Annotated in this window: 24 protein-coding genes; 9 read left to right on the top strand and 15 right to left on the bottom strand. The window is 70.4% G+C overall.

What is annotated here, in order from left to right:
* Positions 1–20 precede the first annotated feature (20 nt).
* The 4 genes from AXZ95_RS06265 to infC form a co-directional block, all read right to left on the bottom strand.
* Positions 21–821 carry an RNA methyltransferase gene (locus tag AXZ95_RS06265; RefSeq protein ID WP_018190166.1) on the bottom strand — a complete coding sequence of 267 codons (801 nt, stop codon included), beginning with the start codon at positions 819–821 and terminating at the stop codon, positions 21–23.
* Between the two features lie 153 nt (positions 822–974).
* Positions 975–1,367 carry a 50S ribosomal protein L20 gene (gene rplT / locus AXZ95_RS06260; protein ID WP_026307091.1) on the bottom strand — a complete coding sequence of 131 codons (393 nt, stop codon included), beginning with the start codon at positions 1,365–1,367 and terminating at the stop codon, positions 975–977.
* A 33-nt stretch (positions 1,368–1,400) separates the two neighbouring features.
* Complete coding sequence (gene rpmI / locus AXZ95_RS06255; protein WP_018190164.1) at positions 1,401–1,595, bottom strand: 50S ribosomal protein L35; 195 nt, start codon at positions 1,593–1,595, stop codon at positions 1,401–1,403.
* Entirely contained in the window at positions 1,595–2,251 is a 657-nt protein-coding gene (gene infC, locus AXZ95_RS06250; protein ID WP_081626596.1) for a translation initiation factor IF-3, read from the bottom strand. The genes rpmI and infC overlap by 1 nt, the downstream gene beginning before the upstream one ends.
* A 268-nt stretch (positions 2,252–2,519) precedes the next feature.
* Here infC and AXZ95_RS06245 point away from each other — a divergent pair, with 268 nt between their 5' ends.
* Together AXZ95_RS06245 and AXZ95_RS06240 are read left to right on the top strand one after the other, a co-directional pair.
* Positions 2,520–2,894 (top strand): DUF1844 domain-containing protein, encoded by a 375-nt coding sequence (locus tag AXZ95_RS06245; protein ID WP_018190162.1) that lies wholly within the window; start codon positions 2,520–2,522, stop codon positions 2,892–2,894.
* Positions 2,895–2,896: 2 nt separating this feature from the next.
* The gene (locus AXZ95_RS06240; protein WP_018190161.1) at positions 2,897–4,693 is read left to right on the top strand and encodes a gamma-glutamyltransferase; all 1,797 of its coding nucleotides are present in this window, start codon (positions 2,897–2,899) and stop codon (positions 4,691–4,693) included.
* A 12-nt stretch (positions 4,694–4,705) separates the two neighbouring features.
* On the opposite strand, the gene AXZ95_RS06235 is transcribed toward AXZ95_RS06240, so the two are convergent.
* From AXZ95_RS06235 to AXZ95_RS06225, 3 genes are all read right to left on the bottom strand, one after another.
* Complete coding sequence (locus AXZ95_RS06235) at positions 4,706–6,082, bottom strand: aminotransferase class V-fold PLP-dependent enzyme (RefSeq protein ID WP_026307090.1); 1,377 nt, start codon at positions 6,080–6,082, stop codon at positions 4,706–4,708.
* A gap of 78 nt (positions 6,083–6,160) precedes the next feature.
* Positions 6,161–7,588 (bottom strand): amidase, encoded by a 1,428-nt coding sequence (locus AXZ95_RS06230; protein WP_018190159.1) that lies wholly within the window; start codon positions 7,586–7,588, stop codon positions 6,161–6,163.
* Positions 7,589–7,597: 9 nt separating this feature from the next.
* Positions 7,598–8,740, bottom strand: a complete 1,143-nt coding sequence (locus tag AXZ95_RS06225; RefSeq protein WP_231374371.1) for an alpha/beta hydrolase — start codon at positions 8,738–8,740, stop codon at positions 7,598–7,600.
* 123 nt (positions 8,741–8,863) lie between these two features.
* Here AXZ95_RS06225 and AXZ95_RS06220 point away from each other — a divergent pair, with 123 nt between their 5' ends.
* From AXZ95_RS06220 to AXZ95_RS06205, 4 genes are all read left to right on the top strand, one after another.
* Complete coding sequence (locus AXZ95_RS06220) at positions 8,864–9,286, top strand: GntR family transcriptional regulator (RefSeq protein WP_018190157.1); 423 nt, start codon at positions 8,864–8,866, stop codon at positions 9,284–9,286.
* Entirely contained in the window at positions 9,283–10,200 is a 918-nt protein-coding gene (locus AXZ95_RS06215; protein ID WP_018190156.1) for an ABC transporter ATP-binding protein, read from the top strand. The genes AXZ95_RS06220 and AXZ95_RS06215 overlap by 4 nt, the downstream gene beginning before the upstream one ends.
* The gene (locus AXZ95_RS06210; protein WP_018190155.1) at positions 10,197–10,970 is read left to right on the top strand and encodes a hypothetical protein; all 774 of its coding nucleotides are present in this window, start codon (positions 10,197–10,199) and stop codon (positions 10,968–10,970) included. The genes AXZ95_RS06215 and AXZ95_RS06210 overlap by 4 nt, the downstream gene beginning before the upstream one ends.
* Before the next feature lie 215 nt (positions 10,971–11,185).
* Positions 11,186–11,521, top strand: a complete 336-nt coding sequence (locus tag AXZ95_RS06205; protein WP_018190154.1) for a multidrug efflux SMR transporter — start codon at positions 11,186–11,188, stop codon at positions 11,519–11,521.
* 7 nt (positions 11,522–11,528) lie between these two features.
* Here AXZ95_RS06205 and AXZ95_RS06200 read toward each other — a convergent pair whose 3' ends face one another.
* The 6 genes from AXZ95_RS06200 to AXZ95_RS06175 form a co-directional block, all read right to left on the bottom strand.
* A complete protein-coding gene (locus tag AXZ95_RS06200; RefSeq protein WP_018190153.1) occupies positions 11,529–11,759 on the bottom strand; it encodes a hypothetical protein in 231 nt (76 codons plus the stop codon).
* On the bottom strand, positions 11,759–12,310 hold the full coding sequence (locus AXZ95_RS06195) for a DUF2781 domain-containing protein (protein WP_018190152.1): 552 nt from the start codon (positions 12,308–12,310) through the stop codon (positions 11,759–11,761). Before AXZ95_RS06195 ends, AXZ95_RS06200 begins: the two co-directional genes overlap by 1 nt.
* A gap of 19 nt (positions 12,311–12,329) precedes the next feature.
* On the bottom strand, positions 12,330–13,382 hold the full coding sequence (locus AXZ95_RS06190; RefSeq protein WP_231374370.1) for a hypothetical protein: 1,053 nt from the start codon (positions 13,380–13,382) through the stop codon (positions 12,330–12,332).
* A gap of 87 nt (positions 13,383–13,469) precedes the next feature.
* On the bottom strand, positions 13,470–14,048 hold the full coding sequence (locus AXZ95_RS06185) for a GNAT family N-acetyltransferase (RefSeq protein ID WP_026307088.1): 579 nt from the start codon (positions 14,046–14,048) through the stop codon (positions 13,470–13,472).
* A 34-nt stretch (positions 14,049–14,082) separates the two neighbouring features.
* Positions 14,083–14,775 (bottom strand): uracil-DNA glycosylase, encoded by a 693-nt coding sequence (locus AXZ95_RS06180; RefSeq protein ID WP_026307087.1) that lies wholly within the window; start codon positions 14,773–14,775, stop codon positions 14,083–14,085.
* An 8-nt stretch (positions 14,776–14,783) separates the two neighbouring features.
* On the bottom strand, positions 14,784–15,305 hold the full coding sequence (locus tag AXZ95_RS06175) for a phosphoribosyltransferase (RefSeq protein WP_018190148.1): 522 nt from the start codon (positions 15,303–15,305) through the stop codon (positions 14,784–14,786).
* Positions 15,306–15,347: 42 nt separating this feature from the next.
* Between AXZ95_RS06175 and AXZ95_RS06170 the strand changes: the two genes are divergently transcribed.
* Complete coding sequence (locus AXZ95_RS06170) at positions 15,348–16,808, top strand: MFS transporter (RefSeq protein ID WP_018190147.1); 1,461 nt, start codon at positions 15,348–15,350, stop codon at positions 16,806–16,808.
* A 2-nt stretch (positions 16,809–16,810) separates the two neighbouring features.
* The gene (locus AXZ95_RS06165; RefSeq protein ID WP_018190146.1) at positions 16,811–17,605 is read left to right on the top strand and encodes an aminoglycoside adenylyltransferase domain-containing protein; all 795 of its coding nucleotides are present in this window, start codon (positions 16,811–16,813) and stop codon (positions 17,603–17,605) included.
* 18 nt (positions 17,606–17,623) lie between these two features.
* Here AXZ95_RS06165 and AXZ95_RS06160 read toward each other — a convergent pair whose 3' ends face one another.
* The gene (locus tag AXZ95_RS06160; protein WP_018190145.1) at positions 17,624–18,328 is read right to left on the bottom strand and encodes a potassium channel family protein; all 705 of its coding nucleotides are present in this window, start codon (positions 18,326–18,328) and stop codon (positions 17,624–17,626) included.
* A gap of 1 nt (position 18,329) precedes the next feature.
* Positions 18,330–19,103, bottom strand: a complete 774-nt coding sequence (locus AXZ95_RS06155; RefSeq protein WP_196802419.1) for an SDR family oxidoreductase — start codon at positions 19,101–19,103, stop codon at positions 18,330–18,332.
* A gap of 140 nt (positions 19,104–19,243) precedes the next feature.
* Between AXZ95_RS06155 and AXZ95_RS06150 the strand changes: the two genes are divergently transcribed.
* Entirely contained in the window at positions 19,244–20,566 is a 1,323-nt protein-coding gene (locus tag AXZ95_RS06150) for a bifunctional o-acetylhomoserine/o-acetylserine sulfhydrylase (RefSeq protein ID WP_018190143.1), read from the top strand.
* The last annotated feature ends 41 nt before the right edge of the window (positions 20,567–20,607 follow it).

Genomic DNA, 20,607 nt, shown 5'->3' with positions numbered 1-20,607 from the left:
CGCCTGTGGAGAAAACGCGCTCAGGAGCGCTGTGCGAACGCCGACTCGTACAGGCAGACGGAGGCGGCCGTCGCCAGGTTCATCGACTCGGCCTTGCCGTAGATCGGGACGGTGACCACCCGATCCACGAGCTCGAGCAGCTCGTCGGCGAGCCCGTGCGCCTCGTTGCCGAACACCCACGCGGTCGGCCGCGCCAGCTCCCCGTCGCGTCGGGCGGAGAGGAGGTCCTCCCCCTTGATGTCGGCGGCGAGCACCTGCAGGCCCGCGGTGTGCGCCCGTCCGACGACGTCGGCCAGGTCGGCTCCGACCGCGACCGGCAGGTGGAAGAGGGATCCGGTCGTCGAGCGGACCACCTTGGGGTTGTAGAGGTCGACCGTGCGGCCGCTCAGCACCACCGCATCCGCCCCCGCCGAGTCGGCCGCGCGGATGATCGTGCCCGCGTTGCCGGGGTCGCGCACCTCCTCGAGCACGGCGACGAGCCGCGGCGAGCCGGCGAAGATGTCTCGGATGGAGGTCGGGAACTGCCGCGCCACGGCCACGAAGCCCTGCGGCGTGACGGTGTCGGCCATCGCATCCAGCACGTGCTCGGAGACGAACTCCACCTCGATCCCGGCGTCGGACGCCGCGCGAGCGATCTCCGGGTACCGCTCGAGCGCCGTCGGCGTCGCGAACAGATCGACGACGAGTTCCGGACGGAAGGCGAGTGCCTCCTCGACGGCCTGCGGCCCCTCCAGGAGGAACAGCCCGGTCTCGGCACGGGCCGGGCGCTTGGCGAGCTTGGCGACGGCCCTGACGCGCGGTGAGCGCGGGTTGTCCAGCATGGCACCAGCTTAGGGGCGGACGGCCCCGCGCCTGTGGGTCGCAACACGCCGTTATGGCCGGGCCATAACGGCGTGTTGCGTCCCACCGGCGTGACGGGCACGCAGAACGGCCCGGCCGACATGAGTCGACCGGGCCGTTCGTGGATGCGTGTGTTACGCCGCGGCGTCCGCCTTCGGGGCCGATGTGTCGGCCGGCAGTGCCTTCTTGGCGGTCTCGACGAGGGCCGCGAAGGTCGCGGGCTCGTTCACGGCCAGCTCGGCGAGGATGCGACGGTCCACCTCGACGCCCGCCAGGGCCAGGCCCTGGATGAAGCGGTTGTAGGTGAGGCCGTTCGCGCGGGAGGCCGCGTTGATCCGCTGGATCCACAGACGACGGAAGTCGCCCTTGCGCTTGCGGCGGTCGTTGTAGGAGTAGACCAGGGAGTGGGTGACCTGCTCCTTGGCCTTGCGGTACAGGCGCGACCGCTGACCGCGGTAGCCCTCGGCGCGCTCGAGGATGACCCGACGCTTCTTGTGGGCGTTGACCGCCCTCTTCACTCTTGCCATTAGTCGATTTCCTTCTTAAGTGCGTGTCGGGGGTTACTTGCCGAGCATCCGGCGGATGACCTTGGCGTCCACCTCGGGGACGACCTGCTCCTGGTTCAGCCGGCGGGTGCGACGGCTGGACTTGAGCTCCAGGTTGTGGCGCATGCCGGACTGCTGCTTCATGACCTTGCCGCTGCCGGTGATCTTGAAGCGCTTCTTGGCGCCGGAGTGGGTCTTCTGCTTGGGCATTACTTCTCCTCGTTCGTCGCCTGGGCGGGCGAACTCTCGTCGGACTGAGCAGCGTCGGCTGTCTCAGCAACCGCGTCCTGGTCGCGCCCCTGGGCGCGCGCCTTGGTAGCGGCACGTACTGCGTTGGCCTCGGCCTTGGCCTCGGACTTGTTCTTCACCGGGCTGATGATCATCACCATGTTGCGCCCGTCGATCGTGGGGTTGGACTCCACCGTGCCGAGCTCGGCGACGTCCTCCGCGAAGCGCTGCAGCAGACGCACGCCCTGCTCCGGACGCGACTGCTCGCGGCCTCGGAAGAGGATCATGGCCTTCACCTTGTCGCCGGACTTCAGGAAGCCTTCGGCGCGCTTGCGCTTGGTCTCGTAGTCGTGCTTGTCGATCTTGAGGCGGAAACGGACCTCTTTGAGGATCGTGTTCGCCTGGTTGCGCCGGGCCTCCTTGGCCTTCTGCGCAGCCTCGTACTTGAACTTGCCGTAGTCCATGATCTTGGCGACCGGCGGCTTGGAGTTGGGCGCGACTTCGACCAGGTCGAGGTCGGCCTCCTGCGCGAGTCGCAATGCGACCTCGATCTTGACGACACCGACCTGCTCTCCGCTGGGGCCGACGAGTCGTACTTCGGGGACGCGGATACGGTCATTCGTACGGGGTTCGCTGATGTCTGTCTCCTCTGATCAAGCGATTCTTCGCGAGCCACGGGCCGTCGGTGACGGTCCGGCGAAAGAGGAGGTTCCACGCACCAGCGTGGCCTGCGATCTGACGATCACAGGCCTGGTACAGCACCCTGACTACCCTCGCGTTCGCACGCGGTGGCGGAGTGCAACGACCCGGTAACCTATAAAACGGTCAAGCGCGGGTGGGAGGAATCTCCACTTTCGTACCGGGACAGAAGTCCCGGAGCCCGAACGATTCTAACAGAGGAATGCAGTGAGCGACACATCCTTCACCTTCGACGACTCCGGCCACGACGAGGATGGTGTGGCCGAGGCCACCCGTGACATCGCCGAGGTGCCCGCCGTCGAGGTGATCACCACCACCGCAGTGCACCTGATGAGTGCCGCCGCCGTCAAGTGCGGCCTCGCGGACGACCCGGAGCACCAGACGGATCTGGACGAGGCGCGCAAGCTGATCGACGCCCTCGCCGGCCTCGTCACGGCGAGCGCGCCGCACGTGGGCGACCAGCATGCCAGGAGCCTCCGCGACGGGCTCCGCTCGCTGCAGCTGGCCTTCCGCGAGGCGTCGGCGATCCCGGACGAGATCGGCAAGGGCCCCGGCGAGAAGTACACCGGCCCGGTCAGCTGACCATGGCGTTCACGCCGCCTCCCGCGTTCACCACGCGTCCCACCCTGCGGGGGACGTTCGGCATGAGCGCGTCGACGCACTGGCTCGCGACAGCGGCTGCCCAGGCCGTGCTGGAGCGCGGCGGCAACGCCTTCGATGCGGCAGCGGCGGGCGCCTTCGTGCTGCACGTCGTCGAACCGCACCTCAACGGCCCGGGCGGCGACCTCGTGGCGCTCTTCGCCACGGCGGAGGACTCGACGCCGGTCGTGCTGTCCGGCCAGGGCCCCGCGCCGGCCGGGGCGACCCGCGAGCACTACCTCGCGGAAGGGCTGGAACTGGTGCCCGGCTCCGGCGCGCTGGCCGCGGCCGTCCCCGGCGCCGTGGATGCGTGGCTCCTGCTGCTGAAGGACCACGGCACCTGGGAGCTCGCCGACGTGCTCGCGTTCGCCATCGGCTACGCGGAGGGTGGGCATCCCGTACTCGAGCGGGTGTGCGCGACGATCGAACGCGTCGCACCCCTGTTCACCGAGCACTGGCCGACGTCGGCCGAGCGCTGGATGCCCGGCGGCCGCATCCCGGTGCCCGGCGAGCTGATCGTCGACCCGGCCTATGCGCGGGTGCTGCGCGGCCTCATCGCCGCGGGCGACGGCGCAGCGAACCGGGAGGAGCGGATCGAGGCGGCGCGCACGGAGTGGGCGACGGGATTCGCCGCCCGGGCCGTCGAGGAGTTCGTGCGCACTCCACACCGCCATTCCGACGGCGGCGACCATGCCGGCGTCATCGCGGCATCGGACTTCGCGGGGTACCGGGCGTCGTACGAGTCGGCGGTGACCCTCGAGTTCCGCGGGCACACCATCGCGAAGACGGCCGCGTGGAGCCAGGGGCCGGCGCTGCTCGCGACCCTCGCCATCCTGGACGGCTTCGACGACGACCGCCTCGATCCGTCGACCGAGCTCGGCGCGCACACGGTGCTGGAGGCGCAGAAGCTCGCTTACGCCGACCGCGACGCCTACTTCGGCGACGACGATGTTCCTCTCGGCACCCTGCTCTCGCCCGCCTATGCGGCCGAGCGTCGCGCGCTGATCGGCGACCGGGCGTCCGCCGAGTTCCGTCCTGGGGTGCTCCCCGGCCGCGAGCCCTTCGCACCGGCACTGCGCACGGCGTACACCCCGCCGTCCGGCGTCGCGGCGGAGGGCGTCGGAGAGCCGACGGTGTCGCGGACCGGCGAGACGCGCGGAGACACCTGCCACATCGACGTCGTGGACCGCTGGGGCAACATCGTCTCGGCGACGCCGTCCGGCGGCTGGCTGCAGTCGTCCCCGACCATCCCAGAGTTGGGGTTCTGCCTCGGCACCCGCCTGCAGATGACCTGGCTGGAGGAGGGCTCCGCGTCCACCCTGACGCCCGGCCGCCGGCCCCGCACGACGCTGACGCCGACCCTGGTGCTGCGCGACGGCGTCCCGGTGACCGCACTCGGCTCCCCCGGCGGCGACCAGCAGGATCAGTGGCAGCTGCTGTACCTGCTGCGCACGATCGTGGGCGGCTACTCCCCGCAGCAGGCCGTCGACGCCCCGGCGCTGCACACCACCTCCATCGCGGAGTCGTTCTGGCCGCGCACCTGGGTTCCCGCCGGCGCCGTGGTCGAGGACCGCCTCGGCGACGACGTCATCGCGGCTCTGGAGGCGCGCGGCCACCGGGTCACCCGCGCCGGCGAGTGGACGCTGGGCCGCCTGTCGTCCGTCGGTCGCGACCCGCAGACGGGCGTGCTGAGCGCCGCCGCCAACCCGCGCGGCCAGCAGGGCTACGCCGCCGGTCGCTGACAGCCTGGCGCGTCAGGCCGCGGCCTCGACCGCGCGACGGACGGCGGCGACCGTTCGGCGCGCCTCCTCCGCGTCGGTCAGCCAGTTGCTGACGGAGAAGCGCAGCACGGCCCGGCCCTGCCAGGTGGACGGGGAGGCGAGGGCGGCGCCGTCGACGAGGAGCGCCGCCCCGACCGCGCGAGTGCGGTCGTCGCTCCCGAAGGACGCGCACACCTGCGTGTAGACGACCTCGTTGAGCACCTCCGCACCGGGGATGCCGCGGATGCCGCCGGCGATCACCGTCGCCGCGTCCGCCAGCTGCTGGACCAGCTCGGCCACGCCGAGGCGGCCGAGTTGCGCGAGCGTCGCGTACGTCGTCAGCCCCCGGGCGCGGCGAGACAGCTCCGGGACGCGGTCGCTCGGGTCGGCCACGTCGGCGGAGGAGGCGAGGTACGCCGCGTGCTGGGCCATCGCACCGTGCAGGGCGGCGGGGTCGGCGACGACCGCGATGCCGCAGTCGTAGGGGACGCTGAGGGTCTTGTGCGCATCCGTCGCCCACGAGTCCGCGCCCTCGATGCCGTCGGTCAGCGCGCGCAGGCCCGGGGCGGCGGCCGCCCAGAGCCCGAAGGCGCCGTCCACGTGCACCCAGGCGCCGGCGTCGTGCGCGATCTCGATCAGTTCCGCGAACGGGTCGAACGCGCCCGAGTGGATGTTACCCGCCTGCAGCACGACGAGTGCCGGACCATCGCCGTCCGCCAGGGCCTCGCGCAGGGCCTCCGGCAGCATCCGCCCCTGCGCGTCGGCCGCCACGATCCTGCCGTGGCCGAGCCCGGCGAGGTGGGCGGCACTGTCCACCGAGCCGTGCCGTTCGGCGCCGACCAGCACGCGGATGCGCGGCGACCCCGCCAACCCGTCGCCTGGGTCCCATCCGGCCCGTCGCAGCAGCACGTCGCGGCCGCAGGTCAGTCCGACGACGTTCGCGACCGTCGCGCCCGTGACGAATCCCACTTCCGCGGTCTCGGGCAGGGCGAGCAGGTCGAGGAGCCACTCGGCCGCGAGCTCCTCCGCGCCCGCGACACCGGGCGTGACAGAGCGGAGACCGGTGTTCTGATCCCACGCCGACGTCAGCCAGTCGGCGGCCAGCGCGACCGGCTGCGCGCCTCCCATCACCCAGCCGTGGAACCGGGGCGAGTGGATGCGCATGAGCCCCGGCTCGATCGCCGCCGACATCCGGCGGATCACCTCGACGGGGGCCGGGCCGCGGTCGGGCAGGGTGCGGCCCAGCGCATCCTTCACCCGCTCCACGTCGGTCTCGGGCGGGATGCGCCCGTCGCGGATGCCGTCGAGCCAACGCTCCGCCGACCGCACCGCTTCGTCGAGCGGCTCCCGAAATCCCTCCGGATCAGTCACACGCGCATGCTAGTGCGGCCCGAGGAGCTCGTTGATGCTGCGTTTCGGGGGCCGAATGCAGCGCCGTCGAGCGCCTCGTCACCAGACGGGCGGGCGGCGATCCGTCCAGCGGAGGCGGCGCTCCAGCTGCGCGGCCAGCGAGAGCAGCGTCCGCTCGCCGCCGGGGCGCCCGATCAGCTGCACACCCATCGGCAGGCCGTCGGCGGTCTGCGACACCGGGAGGACGATCGCCGGGAGGCCGGTGACGTTCAGCATGGACGTGAAGGGCGTGTACTGCACCTGCTGCTCGAAGTTGCGCTCCCCGTCCTCCTGGTCGTACCAGCCGACCGGGCGCGGGGTGAGCGCCATCGCGGGCGTCAGCACGGCGTCGAACGACGACAGCTGACGGATGAAGGACCGCTCGTACGCGGTGAGCGCCGAAAGCGCCTCGCTGAGCTCGCGGGCGCTGAGCGCGCGGCCGCGCCCGACCAGCCACGCCGTCAACGGCTCGAGCAGCGCGAGCGTCTCCCCCTCGGCCGGGATGCGCGCCGCGCCCGCCTGCCAGATCGTGCGGAACGCCGGAGCGTACGTATCGTCCGGCTCCAGCGCCGTCTCCTCGACGCCGTGCCCGAGAGCGGAGACGGCATCGACGGCCACGGCGAGCGCCTCGCGCGCCTCTGGCGAGATACGGATGTCATAGGCGCTGTCCCAGGCGGACGTCGTCATCACGCCCAGCTGGAACCTGCCCTCCCCGCGCACGGCGGTCCCCAGGAACGGACCATCGTCGTCGTAGGGCGCGCGCAGCGTGTAGTGGTGGTCGATCCGGCCGTTGCGCTTCGCGATGATCCCGTCGAGCAGCAGCGCAGCATCGGCCGTGGTTCGCGCGATCGGCCCGTCGACCACGAGCCCCGCGAGCGACTCGATCCCGCTGCCGGCGGGCACCAGTCCGCGGGAGGGCTTCAGCCCGACGAGTCCGCACGCGGCGGCGGGTATGCGGATGCTGCCGCCTCCGTCGGACCCCGGGGCGAAGGGCAGCATCCCGGCCGCCACCGCGACCGCCGCCCCTCCGCTCGACCCGCCGGCGCCGAGGTCCGGATTCCAGGGGTTGCGGGCGGGCGGCGCGGCGAGCGACTCCGTGTAGGCCGGGAGCCCGAACTCGGGCGCGTTCGTCTTGCCGAGGCTCACCGCGCCCGCCGCATCGAGGGTCTCGACGATCTCGTCGCTGGTATCGGGAACGAAGCCGGCCATCGCGCGGGAGCCGAACCCGGTGGGAACGCCGGCGCGCATCCACAGGTCTTTGTCGCCGGAGGGCAGCCCCCACAGCGGGGCGGTCTTGGGCACACGCTCGGCCACCTCGTCGGCCCGCTCGAGAGCCCGCTCGCGGGTGACGGTGACGAACGCTCCCAGCTCGGGGTTCAGGCGTTCGATGCGGTCCAGGTAGTGAGTGGCGAGCTCCCGGGGCGACACCCGCCCGGACTGGAGTTCCTGCCAGAGGGCGAGCGCCGTCAGCTCGTGGAGGTCGGCCATGGGGCCAGGCTAGCCGACCGCGCCGTCCTCCCGCGCCGGCTGCAGGAACTCGATCACGGCGGCGTTGAACGCCGCGGGGTCGACGTTGTACTCCCAGGTGTGCTCGGCGGGAGGGAGTTCTACGAGCCGGACCAGGCGCGGGTTGGCCATGGCGAACAGCAGGGACGACGACAGCGGCACCTCGCGGTCGCCATCGGAGTGCAGCACGAGCGTCGGGACGGTGAGCCTCCCCGGTCGCGACCAGTCGAGCAGGTCGAAGTCGATCGGCTCCGGCAGGCCCGCCTTCGCGGCCGTGACCGGATCGGCGAGCGCCCGGATCGCGAGCGACCCGACCCACCCGGGAAGCCCGCGCTCGGCTGCCACGTTGCGGATCGCTGCGCGCCAGTCGGTGACCGGTGCGACGAGCACGAGCCGATCGATGGCCGCCCGGTGCGCGCTCCGCTCGGAGAGCTGCAGTGCGAGCGCTCCCCCGAGCGACCAGCCGACGAGCACCACCCGCTCGGCGCCGTGCGCGAGCGCGAAGGCGATCGCCGCATCCACGTCCTCCCATTCGCGCTGGCCGAGCTGGGAGGCACCGCCCGGCACGGTCGGCCCCTCCCCGTCGCCGCGGAACGAGACGACGAGGGAGGTCATGCCCAGGGCGTCCGTCGCCGGCACGGAGCGGAGGGCCGTCACGCGCGTGCTGTTGTGCCCGTGGATGTGGATGGCCCAGGTGACCGGATGCCCGGACGCCTCCGGCACGATCACCCACGCCGGCGCCGCTCCGCCCAACACGGGGAGCATAACCTCCCCATATCGTCGCCGAAGCGCGGCCGGATCGGGGTGGAGGTGTCCCGTCCACACCCCCTCGTCCGCCGCGGACAGGTCGCCGGTGACCTCCAGCAGTTCTCGGGCGACGGTTCCCGCGTCGCGGTCGTAGGCGACGGCGTGACCGACGACGGCGTGCCCGCCGTCGCCGAACCAGAGGCCGAACTGGCCCCGGTGGAGCGTGCGCCGGTCGGCCTCGAGTGTGACGGTCGTGTCGGTGCTGCCGTGGATGCGGGTCTGCGGCCGCGGGCCGGGCGCGACGATTGCACGCGCGAGCGCGACTCGGGCACGCCGGACGCACCACAGCCCGCCGGCCCAGAGCAGGCCGGCCGCTGCGACGGCCACGAGAATCCACCCCATACCCGGGGGACGAGACGAGGTGCCGCTTCGTGACGCGGAATCGGCTCTTGACATCGCGCGATCAGCCTGGTTGGTTAGTTACATGAGTAATGAACCGGTGAAGCTCACGTGATCGACGAAGGCAAGCCGATCTTCGTCCAGATCGCCGAGCAGATCGAAGACGACATCATCGACGGGGTCTACCCCGCCGAGACCCAGGTGCCGTCCACGAACGAGTTCGCCGCCTTCTACCGGATCAACCCGGCGACGGCGGGCAAGGGCGTGAACCTCCTGGTCGACGACGGAATCCTATACAAGAAACGAGGCATCGGAATGTTCGTCTCCGACGGCGCCCGCGAGCGGCTCGTCGCCAAGCGCCGCGACGCGTTCAGCGACGAGTACCTCCGCCCGCTGCTCGCCGAGGCCGCGAAGCTCGGCATCGGCGCAGAGCAGCTGACCCGCATGATCCAGACGGCCGCCGATGAGCGACCGGCCACCCCGCACATCCAGACGACGCCGACGGCGTCCCCGTCGAAAGGAGTGAGCGCATGAGCGCCGCCCCCGCCCCGACCTCCATCGCCCCGGCGGTGCAGGTGTCGGGACTGACCAAACGGTTCGGATCGTTCACCGCGATCGACGACGTGTCCGTCACCATGAAGCCGGGCCGCATCCACGGCCTCCTCGGCCGCAACGGCGCAGGCAAGACGACGCTGATGCAGCTCATCACCGGGCAGGACTTCGCCACACAGGGCGACATCCACGTCTTCGGCGAGAAGCCGACCGAGAACCCGCGCGTGCTGCAGAACATCTGCTTCATCAAGGAGAGCCAGCGGTACCCAGAGGACTTCCAGCCGAAGCACGTCCTGCGCAGCGCGCCCTGGTTCTTCGAGAACTGGGATGCCGAGTACGCGGAGCAGCTCGTGGACGAGTTCCGGCTGCCCCTCAACCGGCGCATCAAGAAGCTCTCCCGCGGACAGCTCTCGGCGATCGGCGTGATCGTCGGACTGGCGTCGCGCGCGCCGCTGACGTTCTTCGACGAGCCCTACCTCGGGCTGGACGCCGTCGCGCGCCAGCTCTTCTACGACCGCCTCCTCGAGGACTTCTCCGAGCATCCACGGACCGTGGTGCTCTCGACCCACCTGATCGACGAGGTGGCGAACCTCCTCGAGCACGTCATCGTCATCGACCAGGGCCGCATCCTGATGGATGAGGATGCCGAGACCCTGCGCACCTCCGCCACCACCGTGGTCGGCCCGCGCGGAGCCGTCGACGAGTTCGTCCGCGCACGCGAGGTGCTGCACCGCGACGGCGTCGGCGGCCTCGCCTCCGTGACCGTCGCCGGCCTCAGCGCCTCCGACCGTTCCCAGGCAGCGGCGGCGGGGCTCGAACTCGCGCCGGTGTCCCTCCAGCAGTTGATCGTCCGGAAGACCGACGTCCGTGAGACAGGAATCGAGCAGACCGCATGACCGTCGCGAACCCCGCACCCGCGTTGATCGCCGCTCCCCCGCTGGGGCGCCGCGTCTGGCGCGTCGTGCGCCTCAACCTCGTCAACAAGTGGACCGTGATCTGGATCCCGGCCATGATCATGTTCTTCATCGGGCTGGTGAACTGGCTGATCTGGTGGATCATCTGGGCGGCGACGAGCCCGGCCGACCGTGCCGATGCGATGGACGGCACGCAGTGGAGCGGCGGCGCGTTCTACATCTTCGTCTACATGCTCGTGGTGGGCATCCAGGTCATCACGGGGACGTTCCCCTTCGCGCTCGGCTACAGCACCACCCGGCGCGACTTCGCCCTCGGCTCCGGGCTGACCTTCCTGATGCTCGCCGCCGGTTACGCCGTCGGGTTCACCCTGCTCTCGGCCATCGAGGAGTGGACGAACGGCTGGGGCCTCGGCGGCCACCTGTTCACGTCGGTCTACTTCGACGGGGAGAGTCTCGGCGGCCGCCTCTTCACGGTGTTCGCCACCATGCTGTTCTTCTTCGCCGTCGGTGCGTTCTCCGCTGCGCTCTTCATGCGCTGGCGGATGAACGGCATCCTCGCCGCCGGTGCGGTCTTCATCCTGCTCGTGGTCGGCGCCATCGCGCTGATCACCCTCACGCAGAGCTGGCCGGCTGTGGGCGACTGGTTCGCCGCGAACGGCCCCCTCGGTGTCTCGGCGTGGCTGCTGCTCCCTACCGCGGTGGCGGCGATCGCCGGGTACGCGGTGCTCGGGCGGGCGACCCCGCGCAGCTGAGCGGACCGGCGGATGCCGGGCATGGACGTGGCCGGGAGTCTCGCACTCCCGGCCACGGTTTCATGCCATCGGCCTCACTCGGCCGGCGCGGTCTCCACGCCGTCCGACGATGTCGTCGAGGTCAGGCTAAGCCGCGCCGGCGACGCGCGACAGAACGTGCGGTGAACTCATAGCGGGATGCGAGAACGCGCTCACCGTTCGCTAGCGTGTCTTCCGTGCTGGGCTACCTGTTTCTCGCCGTCGCCATCGCGACCGAGGTCGTCGCGACGACGTTCCTCAAGTTCACCTCCGGCGACAACCCGAAGTGGTGGGCGTTCGTCATCGTCGTCGTCGGCTACGTCGCGTCGTTCTTCGCACTGTCGTTGGCGCTCGGCCGCGGCGTGCCCCTCGGAATCGCGTACGCGATCTGGTCGGCCGTCGGTGTCGCGGCGATCGCGATCATCTCCTGGGTGTTCTTCAAGGAGTCGCTCACCTGGGTGCAGATCGCCGGACTTGTGCTCGTGATCGGCGGCGTCGGACTGCTCGAACTGGGCGCGAAGCACCCGGCCTAGCGGTCGGTCAGGCCGAGCCGACGAACGCGCCGAGCGCCTCGTCCAGCGTCCGGGCGGGGGCGATGTACTCGTAGCGGGCGCCCTCCCCGGCCGGGATGTACTCCCCCTCCGGCGTGACGGTCACCGCGCCGAGCAGCCGGCCGCGGCCGAGCTCCGCATCCTCGTCCGGGAACGAGTGGTCGTAGACGTCGTAGCGATCGCCGTCCTCGTAGACGGTCAGGTCTTCCAGCAGCGGCATCAGAACCTCCTCGTGAACGGCAGCGGTTTGCGCATCCGGATGAGCAGCAGCAACGGCACCAGCACGTACGGCCCGTTGTAGAGCAGGAAGACGACCGGGTTGGGCGTGCGCTGCCCCACCGGACCGAAGAACTCGACCCCGAAGATCGGGATGGCCGTGAGGCTGATGATCATCGTCGCGTAGATCACCGCGAACAGCTGGATCCAGTTGAAACCCTTCACGAGGCAGACGACCAGGAGCACGTAGAACGGCAGATAGACGAAGGCGCTCGTCCCGGTGATGAACCGCAGCCAGAGCGGCTCCTGCATGTAGAGCGGGTCGTACTGCGACGAGTACGTGTAGTTCCACTGCGCCAGGATGTTCGTCGTCGTCGCGGTCTGCGGGATCCCGAGCGTGGGGATCGCATCGCTGATGATGCAGGTCACGATGAACAGCGAGAACATCACGATGAAGAAGATGTCGACCGGACGCTTGCGCAGAGGCAGGTTGGCGGGCGTCACCGGTGCGGTGGCGACTCCGCTCGTCGCGGTTCCAGGGGTCACGGTGCTCACGCGGCGAGCCTAGCGCCCGTCAGCCGCTGTAGCCGACGTTGAGGAGCACCTGTTTCGCCAACGCCGTCTGCTGCTCGGGCGTGACGCCGTCGTAGCCGTGCACCTGTACCCAGCCGCCGTCCGCGATCACATTCAGCTCGCCGTCCGGGCTCCGGTACGCGGATGCCCCGACTCCCGGAACGTCGACGGATCCCGCTGGGCGCACCTTCTTCGCATACTCGGCCCCTCCGGGCAGTACGCCGGCGCTGATCGAGGCGGTGTCCGATGCATCGTCGGACACCCACGTGCACCAGTACCCGCCGACCTGGCGGTCGATGTCGAACACCGACAGCGAGTACTCCCCGGCGTCGCTCTTGACCTCCCGCGCGGAAGGCAGGCCGCCGAGAGAACCGAGCTGGTCCGCCGTCGCCAGCCCGTCGCATCCCGTCGCACCGGTGAGCGTCGGGGACGGCGTCCACAGCGGACCAGGGGCTGCGAGAGCCGAGACCACGCCGGAGACCTGATTAAGGGCGATGGCGTCCGCGTCGGACGGGAAATGTGCGCCCAGCCCGGCCACGAGATTCGCGGCGACCCCGTAGTGCGGGGTCAGGAAGAAGAAGCCGACGGGCCTGTCCTGAACCCGTAACGTGTACGAGTCCGGTCCGCCCGCCGGGTAGTGGATCCCTGCGCCCTGCTCGCCGTTGAGGAACCCCTCGAAGCCCTCGCGCGTGACCTCGGGACCGACCGTCACGACGAGTCGCAGAAGATCGGCGCTGGACACGTCGGCACCGTTCGACCACGAACAGGTGAGCGCACCGACGCGCTCGTTCATCCACGACGACAGGTACGGGGTGTGCGACGCCTCCTCGGGAACGAGACCCGTACCGATCCGGGCGAGCACTCCCGCCGGCACGAGCTGGTCGCATGTGGTCGGGACGCGGACGGGCTGCGTCGTGATGACCGGGGTCGGCGTCGGAGTGGGCGACGCCGTATGCGGCGTCGGCTGAGCCCCGGGAACACTATGTGCACATCCGGTCAGGACCAGCGCCAGCGCAGCGGACACCACGAGACTTCGAGCAATGCGCCCGTTCATATTCCCCCCTCGGCATGCGCCCGGAACGGGCGCTCAGGAGAACGGTAGTGGATGCCCGAGCCCGTGATACCGTGCGTTGCCGAAGCGTTACTTCAGCGACTTCTGCATCAGCACCGTGCCGAGCCAGCGATCGAACTTGTAGCCGACGCGGCCCATCCGGCCGATCTCGGTGAAACCGAAGTTCTCGTGCATCCGGATGGACGCCTCCGCGCCCTTGTCGGCGATCACCGCGATGATCTCCTTGAGTCCCGCCGCCTTGGATCGGTCGATCAGCTCCTGCATCAGGACCGGACCGAGGCCCTTGCCGGTGGATGCGGCGCCCAGGTAGATCGAGTTCTCGACCGTGAACCGGTACGCGCGCTTCTGCTTCCACGGCTGCACCAGCGCATAGCCGAGGATCTGCCCGGACGGCGACTCGGCCACGATGAACGGCATCCCGAGCTTCTTGAGGTACGCGTACTTGCTCTTCCACTCGCGCAGCGTCATCGCATCCTCGTCGAAGGTGACGGTGCTGTTGGCCACATAGTGGTTGTAGATCTCACGGATGTGCGGGAGATCCTCGGGCCGCGCCTCGCGGATCGCGTACTCGAACGGCGCCTCGGTGGGCGCGGGCTTCCGCAGGTGCCGCGGCAGCACCCGACGTTCCTGGTATTCCTCTTCCAGCACCCGTTAAGCCTACGTCGCGCGTATTGCGTGCGGGTTACGGTTCGAGCGACCAGTCGACCGGTTTCTCGCCCAGCTTGGTGAGCAGGGCGTTGGCGCGCGAGAAGGGCTTCGACCCGAAGAAGCCGCGCGACGCCGACAGCGGGCTGGGGTGCGCCGACTCGATCACCGGGTTGCCGTCGAGCAGCGGAGTGAGCGTCGCCGCATCCCTCCCCCACAGGATGGACACGAACGGCCGGCCGCGCGCGACGAGCGAGCGGATGGCGTGCTCCGTCACGGCCTCCCATCCCTTCCCGCGGTGCGAGGCCGGCTCCCCCGGCCGGACCGTGAGCACCCTGTTGAGCAGCATGACCCCGTGGTCGGACCACGCGCCTAGGTCGCCGTGCGGCGGCGGCACCACGCCCAGATCGTCGCGCAGCTCGCGGTAGATATTCTGGAGGCTGCGCGGCAGAGGGCGCACGTGCCGGTCGACGGCGAACGACAGCCCGATGGGATGCCCGGGCGTCGGGTACGGGTCCTGGCCGACGATCAGAACGCGGACGTCGGCCAGCGGAGCGCGGAACGCCCGCAGGACGGCGTCGCCGGCGGGCAGGTAGGGGCGGCCGGCGGCCACCTCGGCGCGGAGGAAGTCGCCCATCGCGGCGATGCGGTCGGCGACCGGCTCGAGGGCGGCCGCCCATCCCGGGTCCATCGAACCGTCGGCGGCCAGCTCCGCCAGCGTCTTCGGCACGGTCCCGCTCAGTGGGTCGCGGCCGTCACCGGCGGGAGGGCGGACCACGGGAAGGTGATCCAGCGGTCGGTGCGTCGCCACACGAAGTCGGGCTCGAGCACGGTCCGCGGCTTGGAGTAGAGGCACACGGTGCGGACGTCCGCGCCGGAGGCCGCGATCAGGTCGACGACCATCGCGAGGGTCCGGCCGGAGTCGGACACGTCGTCGACGAGCAGGACGCGCTTGGACTGCAGGGCCGCGGAGTCGAGCATCGGCGGGAGGACGACGGGCTCGGGGAGACGGGTGTCGACGCCCGTGTAGAACTCGACGTTCAGGGCGCCGCACGCCTTGATGCCGAGGGCATACGAGATGGCTCCGGCGAGCAGCAGGCCGCCGCGGGCGATCGCGACCACCATGTCCGGCTCGAACCCGGACTCGACGACCTCGCCGGCCAGATGACGTGATGCTTCACCGAACTCCAACCAGCCGAGGACCTCCCGTTCCGCCTCCTGAAGGACGTCTGCACCGGAATCGTCGAGTTCGCTGGCCATTGCTCTACCGTACCGGGGCCACCCGGGTGTTAGCATCCGCGCATGACTTCGGAGAAGACGTCGGCCCAACGCCGGGCGGCGGTCGTCATCGGCACCACGGCGGGCCTGATCGGCTGGCTCGCCCTCGTCGAGCTGACCAGCGGCATCCTGCAGGGGTACTACGTCCCGCTGATCTCCGACATCGTGAAGCACCTCGGCATCCACGACGCCGACTACAACTGGTTCGAGGCTGCCCAGCTGCTCGTCTCCGCCCTGGTGGTGCCCGTGCTGGCGAAGCTCGGCGACATGTTCGGGCACAAGCGGATCCTGCTGATCGCCACCGCCGTGACCGCCCTCTCGACGTGGTGGCTCGCCTTCGCGGGCGACTTCACGACCTATCTGCTGGCGTTCGCGCTGCAGGGGTTCTACGTGGTCTGGCTTCCGCTGGAGGTCGCCCTGATCTTCGACCGTGGACGCCGCACCGGGACGGCCGCGTCGGGCACGCGACGCGCCGCCGGTCTGCTCGTCGTCGCCCTGGAGGCCGGGGCGATCGTCGGCGCGGTGGGCGCCGGACTGCTCTTCGAGGCCCTCGGCGGGGATGTGACGCTCACCCTCCTGGTGCCGGCGGTGGCGGTCACGCTCGTGTTCTTCGCGATCCTCTTCGGCGTTCCCGAGTCGGAGCCCGTCCCCGGCCGCAGCCTCGACGGCGTCGGCTTCACCCTGCTGGCGCTCGGCCTGCTCCTGATCACCTCCGGCCTCACCTTCCTCCGCCTCAACGGTGTCGGGACGTGGTGGGTGTGGGTGCTGATCGCGGTCGGCGTGCTCGCGTTCCTCCCGTTCGGGCGTTGGGAGCTGCGCCAGGCCGACCCCGCCATCGACCTGCGCGTGCTCCGCCGCCCCACCATGTGGCCGGTGCAGCTCACCGCCGGCCTGATCGGGATCAGCCTCCTCGGCGCGCAGGCGCCGCTCAGCACGTATGCGGGCACGGATCCGGCGAACGGCTACGGGCTCGGGCTCTCGGCCGGCCAGCGCAGCATCCTGATCGGCGCGTACCTCATCTCGATGATCGTCGGAGCGCTGCTGTTCCCGCTCGTGTCGTCGTGGCTGACGCCGCGGGTCACCCTGATCGGCGCCGCCTTCCTCGTCGCGATCGGCTACCTGATGTTCCTGCCGTTCCACCTCCAGACCTGGGAGGTGTTCACCAACATGGCGATCGCAGGAATCGGCTCCGGCGCGCTCGTCGGCGCGCTGCCCGCAGCGGCCGCGGCCGCCGCACCGCGCGGGCAGACCGGCGTCGCCACCGCCCTGACGAACACCACCAAGACCATCGGCGGATCGTTCGCGTCCGCCGTCTTCGGCGTCGTGCTGCTCGCCGGCGCCGCCACCGTGACGGCCACGGCCGCCAGCCTCTTCGGCTACATGCTCGTCTGGACCATCTGCGGCCTCGGCGCGCTCGTCGCCGCGGTGCTCCTCTTCTTCGTGCCGCGGCTCGCGTTCGCGGATCCCGAACCCGCCCTGGAGTGACCATGTCCGAGCAGCAGCTCCCGCCCGCCGTCGCCGACGCGCTCACCGCGTTCCTCCTGGAGCAGAGACGCCTCGCGCCCGGACTCGTGAGCCGCGCGATCGTCACCGGATCCGCGGTCGCCGGGGACTGGCATCCGGGAGTAAGCGACATCGATGTCGTGTTCGTCGTCACCCGCGACCCGGTCGACGACCTGCCCGCGCTCGCTGAGCTTCACGCCTCCTCCCAGCCGCACATCGACGGCGTGTACCTGACCGAGTCGGAGATCGCACGCGGGCCGGATGTGGTCCAGACCGCTCCCCAGGTGGTCGAAGGCGTGCTGGTCTCCGCGCTCGCGGGCGCGCAGCTCAGCTGGATCACCTGGCGGGAGCTGGAGTCTGGTGTTCAGGGCATCGTCGACGGCGGCGACGTCATCTGGTCGCCGGTCGCCGACCGCCACCCGCAGACCGCGGAGGGGGTCGTCGCGTTCTCGCGCGACAACCTGCTCGACTACTGGCAGCGGATCGGCGACGGCCTCGAAGCCGAGCTCGCCGACCGGCCGGACGACGGCCCTGTGCGCGCGGAGACCGTGCGCTGGGTGGCGCTCGGCCCCATCCGGCTGGTCGCCACCATCGAGACGGGCGAGGTGCTCTCGAAGACCGCCGCCGCCGCGTTCGCCGCCGAACGCTGGCCGGAGCACGCCGAGCTTCTCGAGCGGGCGGTGCGCGACCGGGCGGGCGAGCGTCAGGAGTTCTCGGTGCAGGACGCGCGCCAGGCCATCCAGCTGCTGCGGGCGTGCGTGGCCGTCGCTGACGGCTGATGCGCTTGGGCCACCGCGTCAGCTCGGGGCGTCGTTCTCCTCCTCCGGGCCGGGATGCGCGTCGTGCGGCCGCGGCTCGTGGTGGCGCAGGTGCTGCGTGCGGTCGTTCAGGTAGCTGACGATCGTCGCACTCGCGGTGCCGACGATCGCGACGCCGCCGATCATGAGGACGACCGCGAGGACCCGGCCCGGGATGGTGACCGGGTAGTAGTCCCCGTAACCGACCGTCGCCATGGTCACGCATGCCCACCACACGGCGTCGCCGAAGGAGCGGATGTTCGACCCAGGCGCGTAGCGCTCGGCCTGGAACTCGGCGAGCGCGATGACGTAGATGAACATGACGATGAAGCTCGACGCGATGATGACGATGCGACGCCGCAGGTGAGACCCGCTGTTGCCCTGCAGCCCGTTCAGATGACGGAGCCCCGTCAGCAAGCGGAAGGGTCGCGCCATCGGGATGAACACCGACAGCAGGTCCACCGGATTCCGGCGGATGAATTCACGTTTGTGCTTGGCGAGCAGCAGGCGCATCACGTAGTCGATGAAGAAGAACAGCCACACCGCCACGAGCACCACCAGCAGGGTCACGTGCACGGCGGTCGATTGGGACTCGTCCAGGATGTTCCACGAGTAGGCGACGAGGAAGAGCGCGCTGGCGGCGATTCCGGGCCAGGCGGTCGCGCGCTCCCAGCGGAGGCGCTTCGCGTCGTCCTCGTCGGTCATGTCAGCCGCGGACCGTCAGCTCGCCCTTGTGCAGCCGGTACGGCGCCGCCTGGGCGACCGGCTTGACCACGATCAGGTCGAGGTCGACGTGGCGGGGGCGGGTGAGCGCGTGGACGATCGTGTCGGCGACGTCCTCGGCCGAGAGCGGCTCGGGCACATCCTCGTAGACGGCATCCCTCCTGGCCTTGTCGCCGCCGAAACGGACCAGGGAGAACTCCTCCGTCGCGACCATCCCCGGAGCGATCTCGACGACGCGGATCGGCTCCCCGTTCAGCTCCAGCCGCAGCACCTCGGTCAGGGCGTGCTCGGCGAACTTCGCGGCGTTGTATCCGCCACCGCCCACGTACGTGGTCAGGCCGGCGATGGAGGTGACCACGGCGATGTCCGCGTGACCCGTCTCGGTCGCGCCGGCCCGCAGCAGCGGGAGGAGGGCGGAGATGACCCGCTTCGTGCCGATGACGTTGATCTCGTACATCCACACCCAGTCGTCGACGCTGGAGGCCTCAACGGAGTCGAGCCCGTGCGCGCCTCCCGCGTTGTTGACGAGCGCGTGGATGCCGCCGGTCGACGCCAGGTGGTCGCGGAGCGCATCCACGTCATCCTGCTTCGTCAGGTCGGCGACGACGAACTCGGCGCCGGTCTCGTCGGCCAGCGCCCGCAGGCGGTCCTCCCGGCGGGCCACCGCCACCACGTCCCAGCCCTCGCTGCGGAAGGCGCGGACCGTCGCCGCCCCGATGCCCGAACTCGCTCCCGTCACGACCACACGTCTGCTCATGCCCTCATTGTCGCGGGTTACGGCGTGTTTCGGATACGTTGCCCGCGCGGGACGGCGCGTCTAGCCTGCTGACAACGGCGGTGGCCGACCGCTCGCAGACCCTGCGCATCATGCGCTCACAGACCCGAAGGAGAGACGCCATGACCGACGCCGCAGACTGGCAGTTCGAAACCAAGCAGATCCACTCCGGCGCTGCTCCCGACCCGGTGACCAACGCCCGCGCGACCCCGATCTACCAGACCACGTCGTACGTGTTCAACAACGCGGAGCACGCGAAGAACCTGTTCGCCCTCGCCGAGTTCGGCAACATCTACACCCGCATCCAGAACCCGACCCAGGCGGTCGTCGAGGAGCGCGTCGCCGCGCTCGAAGGGGGCACCGGCGCCCTCCTCGTCGCCTCCGGTCAGGCCGCTGAGACCTTCGCGGTGCTGAACATCGCGCAGGCGGGCGACCACATCGTCTCCTCCAGCTCGATCTACGGCGGCACGTACAACCTGTTCAAGTACACGCTCGCGAAGCTCGGCATCGAGACCACCTTCGTCGAGAACCAGGACGACGCCGAGGAGTGGCGTCGCGCGGTCCGCCCGAACACCAAGCTGTTCTTCGCCGAGACCATCGGCAACCCGAAGATCAACATCCTCGACATCGCCCTCGTCGCCGAGGTCGCGCACGAGGCGGGCGTCCCGCTGATCGTCGACAACACGATCGCGACTCCGTACCTGATCCGCCCGTTCGAGCACGGCGCCGACATCGTCGTCCACTCGGCGACCAAATTCCTCGGCGGTCACGGCACGGTCATCGGCGGCATCATCGTCGACGGCGGCTCGTTCGAGTGGTCGAAGAACGTCGAGAAGTTCCCGGGCCTCACCGAGCCGGACCCGTCGTACCACGGCGCCAGCTACACCGCAGCGGTCGGAGACGCCCTCGCCTACATCATCAAGGCGCGCGTGCAGCTGCTCCGCGACCTCGGTGCGGCGATCGCACCGGCGAGCGCCTGGCAGCTCATCCAGGGCATCGAGACGCTGTCGCTCCGCGTCGAGCGTCACACGCAGAACGCGCAGGAGATCGCCGAGTTCCTCGAGTCGCACCCCGATGTCGCGTCGGTCAACTACTCGGGTCTGCCGACCAGCCCGTGGTACGCGACGGCCAACAAGTACGCCCCGAAGGGTGTCGGCGCGGTGCTCTCGTTCGAGCTCAAGGGCGGTGTGGATGCGGGCGCTGCCCTCGTCGACAACCTCTCGCTGTTCAGCCACCTGGCGAACATCGGCGACGTCCGCAGCCTCGTCATCCACCCGGCGTCGACCACGCACTCGCAGCTCACGCCCGAGCAGCAGCTGACCGCCGGCGTCACCCCGGGCCTCGTCCGCCTCTCGGTGGGTCTGGAGAACGTCGACGACCTGAAGGCGGACCTCTCCGCGGGTCTCGCCGCCGCGCGCTCCGTCGCCGAGGCCGCCCGCGCGTAACCCTCCGCCCCTCCGCTCGGCGCGCACCGTCGAGTACGCAA

Source organism: Leifsonia sp. 115AMFTsu3.1, from assembly GCF_004362795.1.
In the GTDB taxonomy this organism is placed as follows: Bacteria; Actinomycetota; Actinomycetes; order Actinomycetales; family Microbacteriaceae; genus Leifsonia.
The sequence above is the reverse complement of the archived record's forward strand: the minus strand, read 5'-3'. Positions and strand labels throughout refer to the sequence as shown.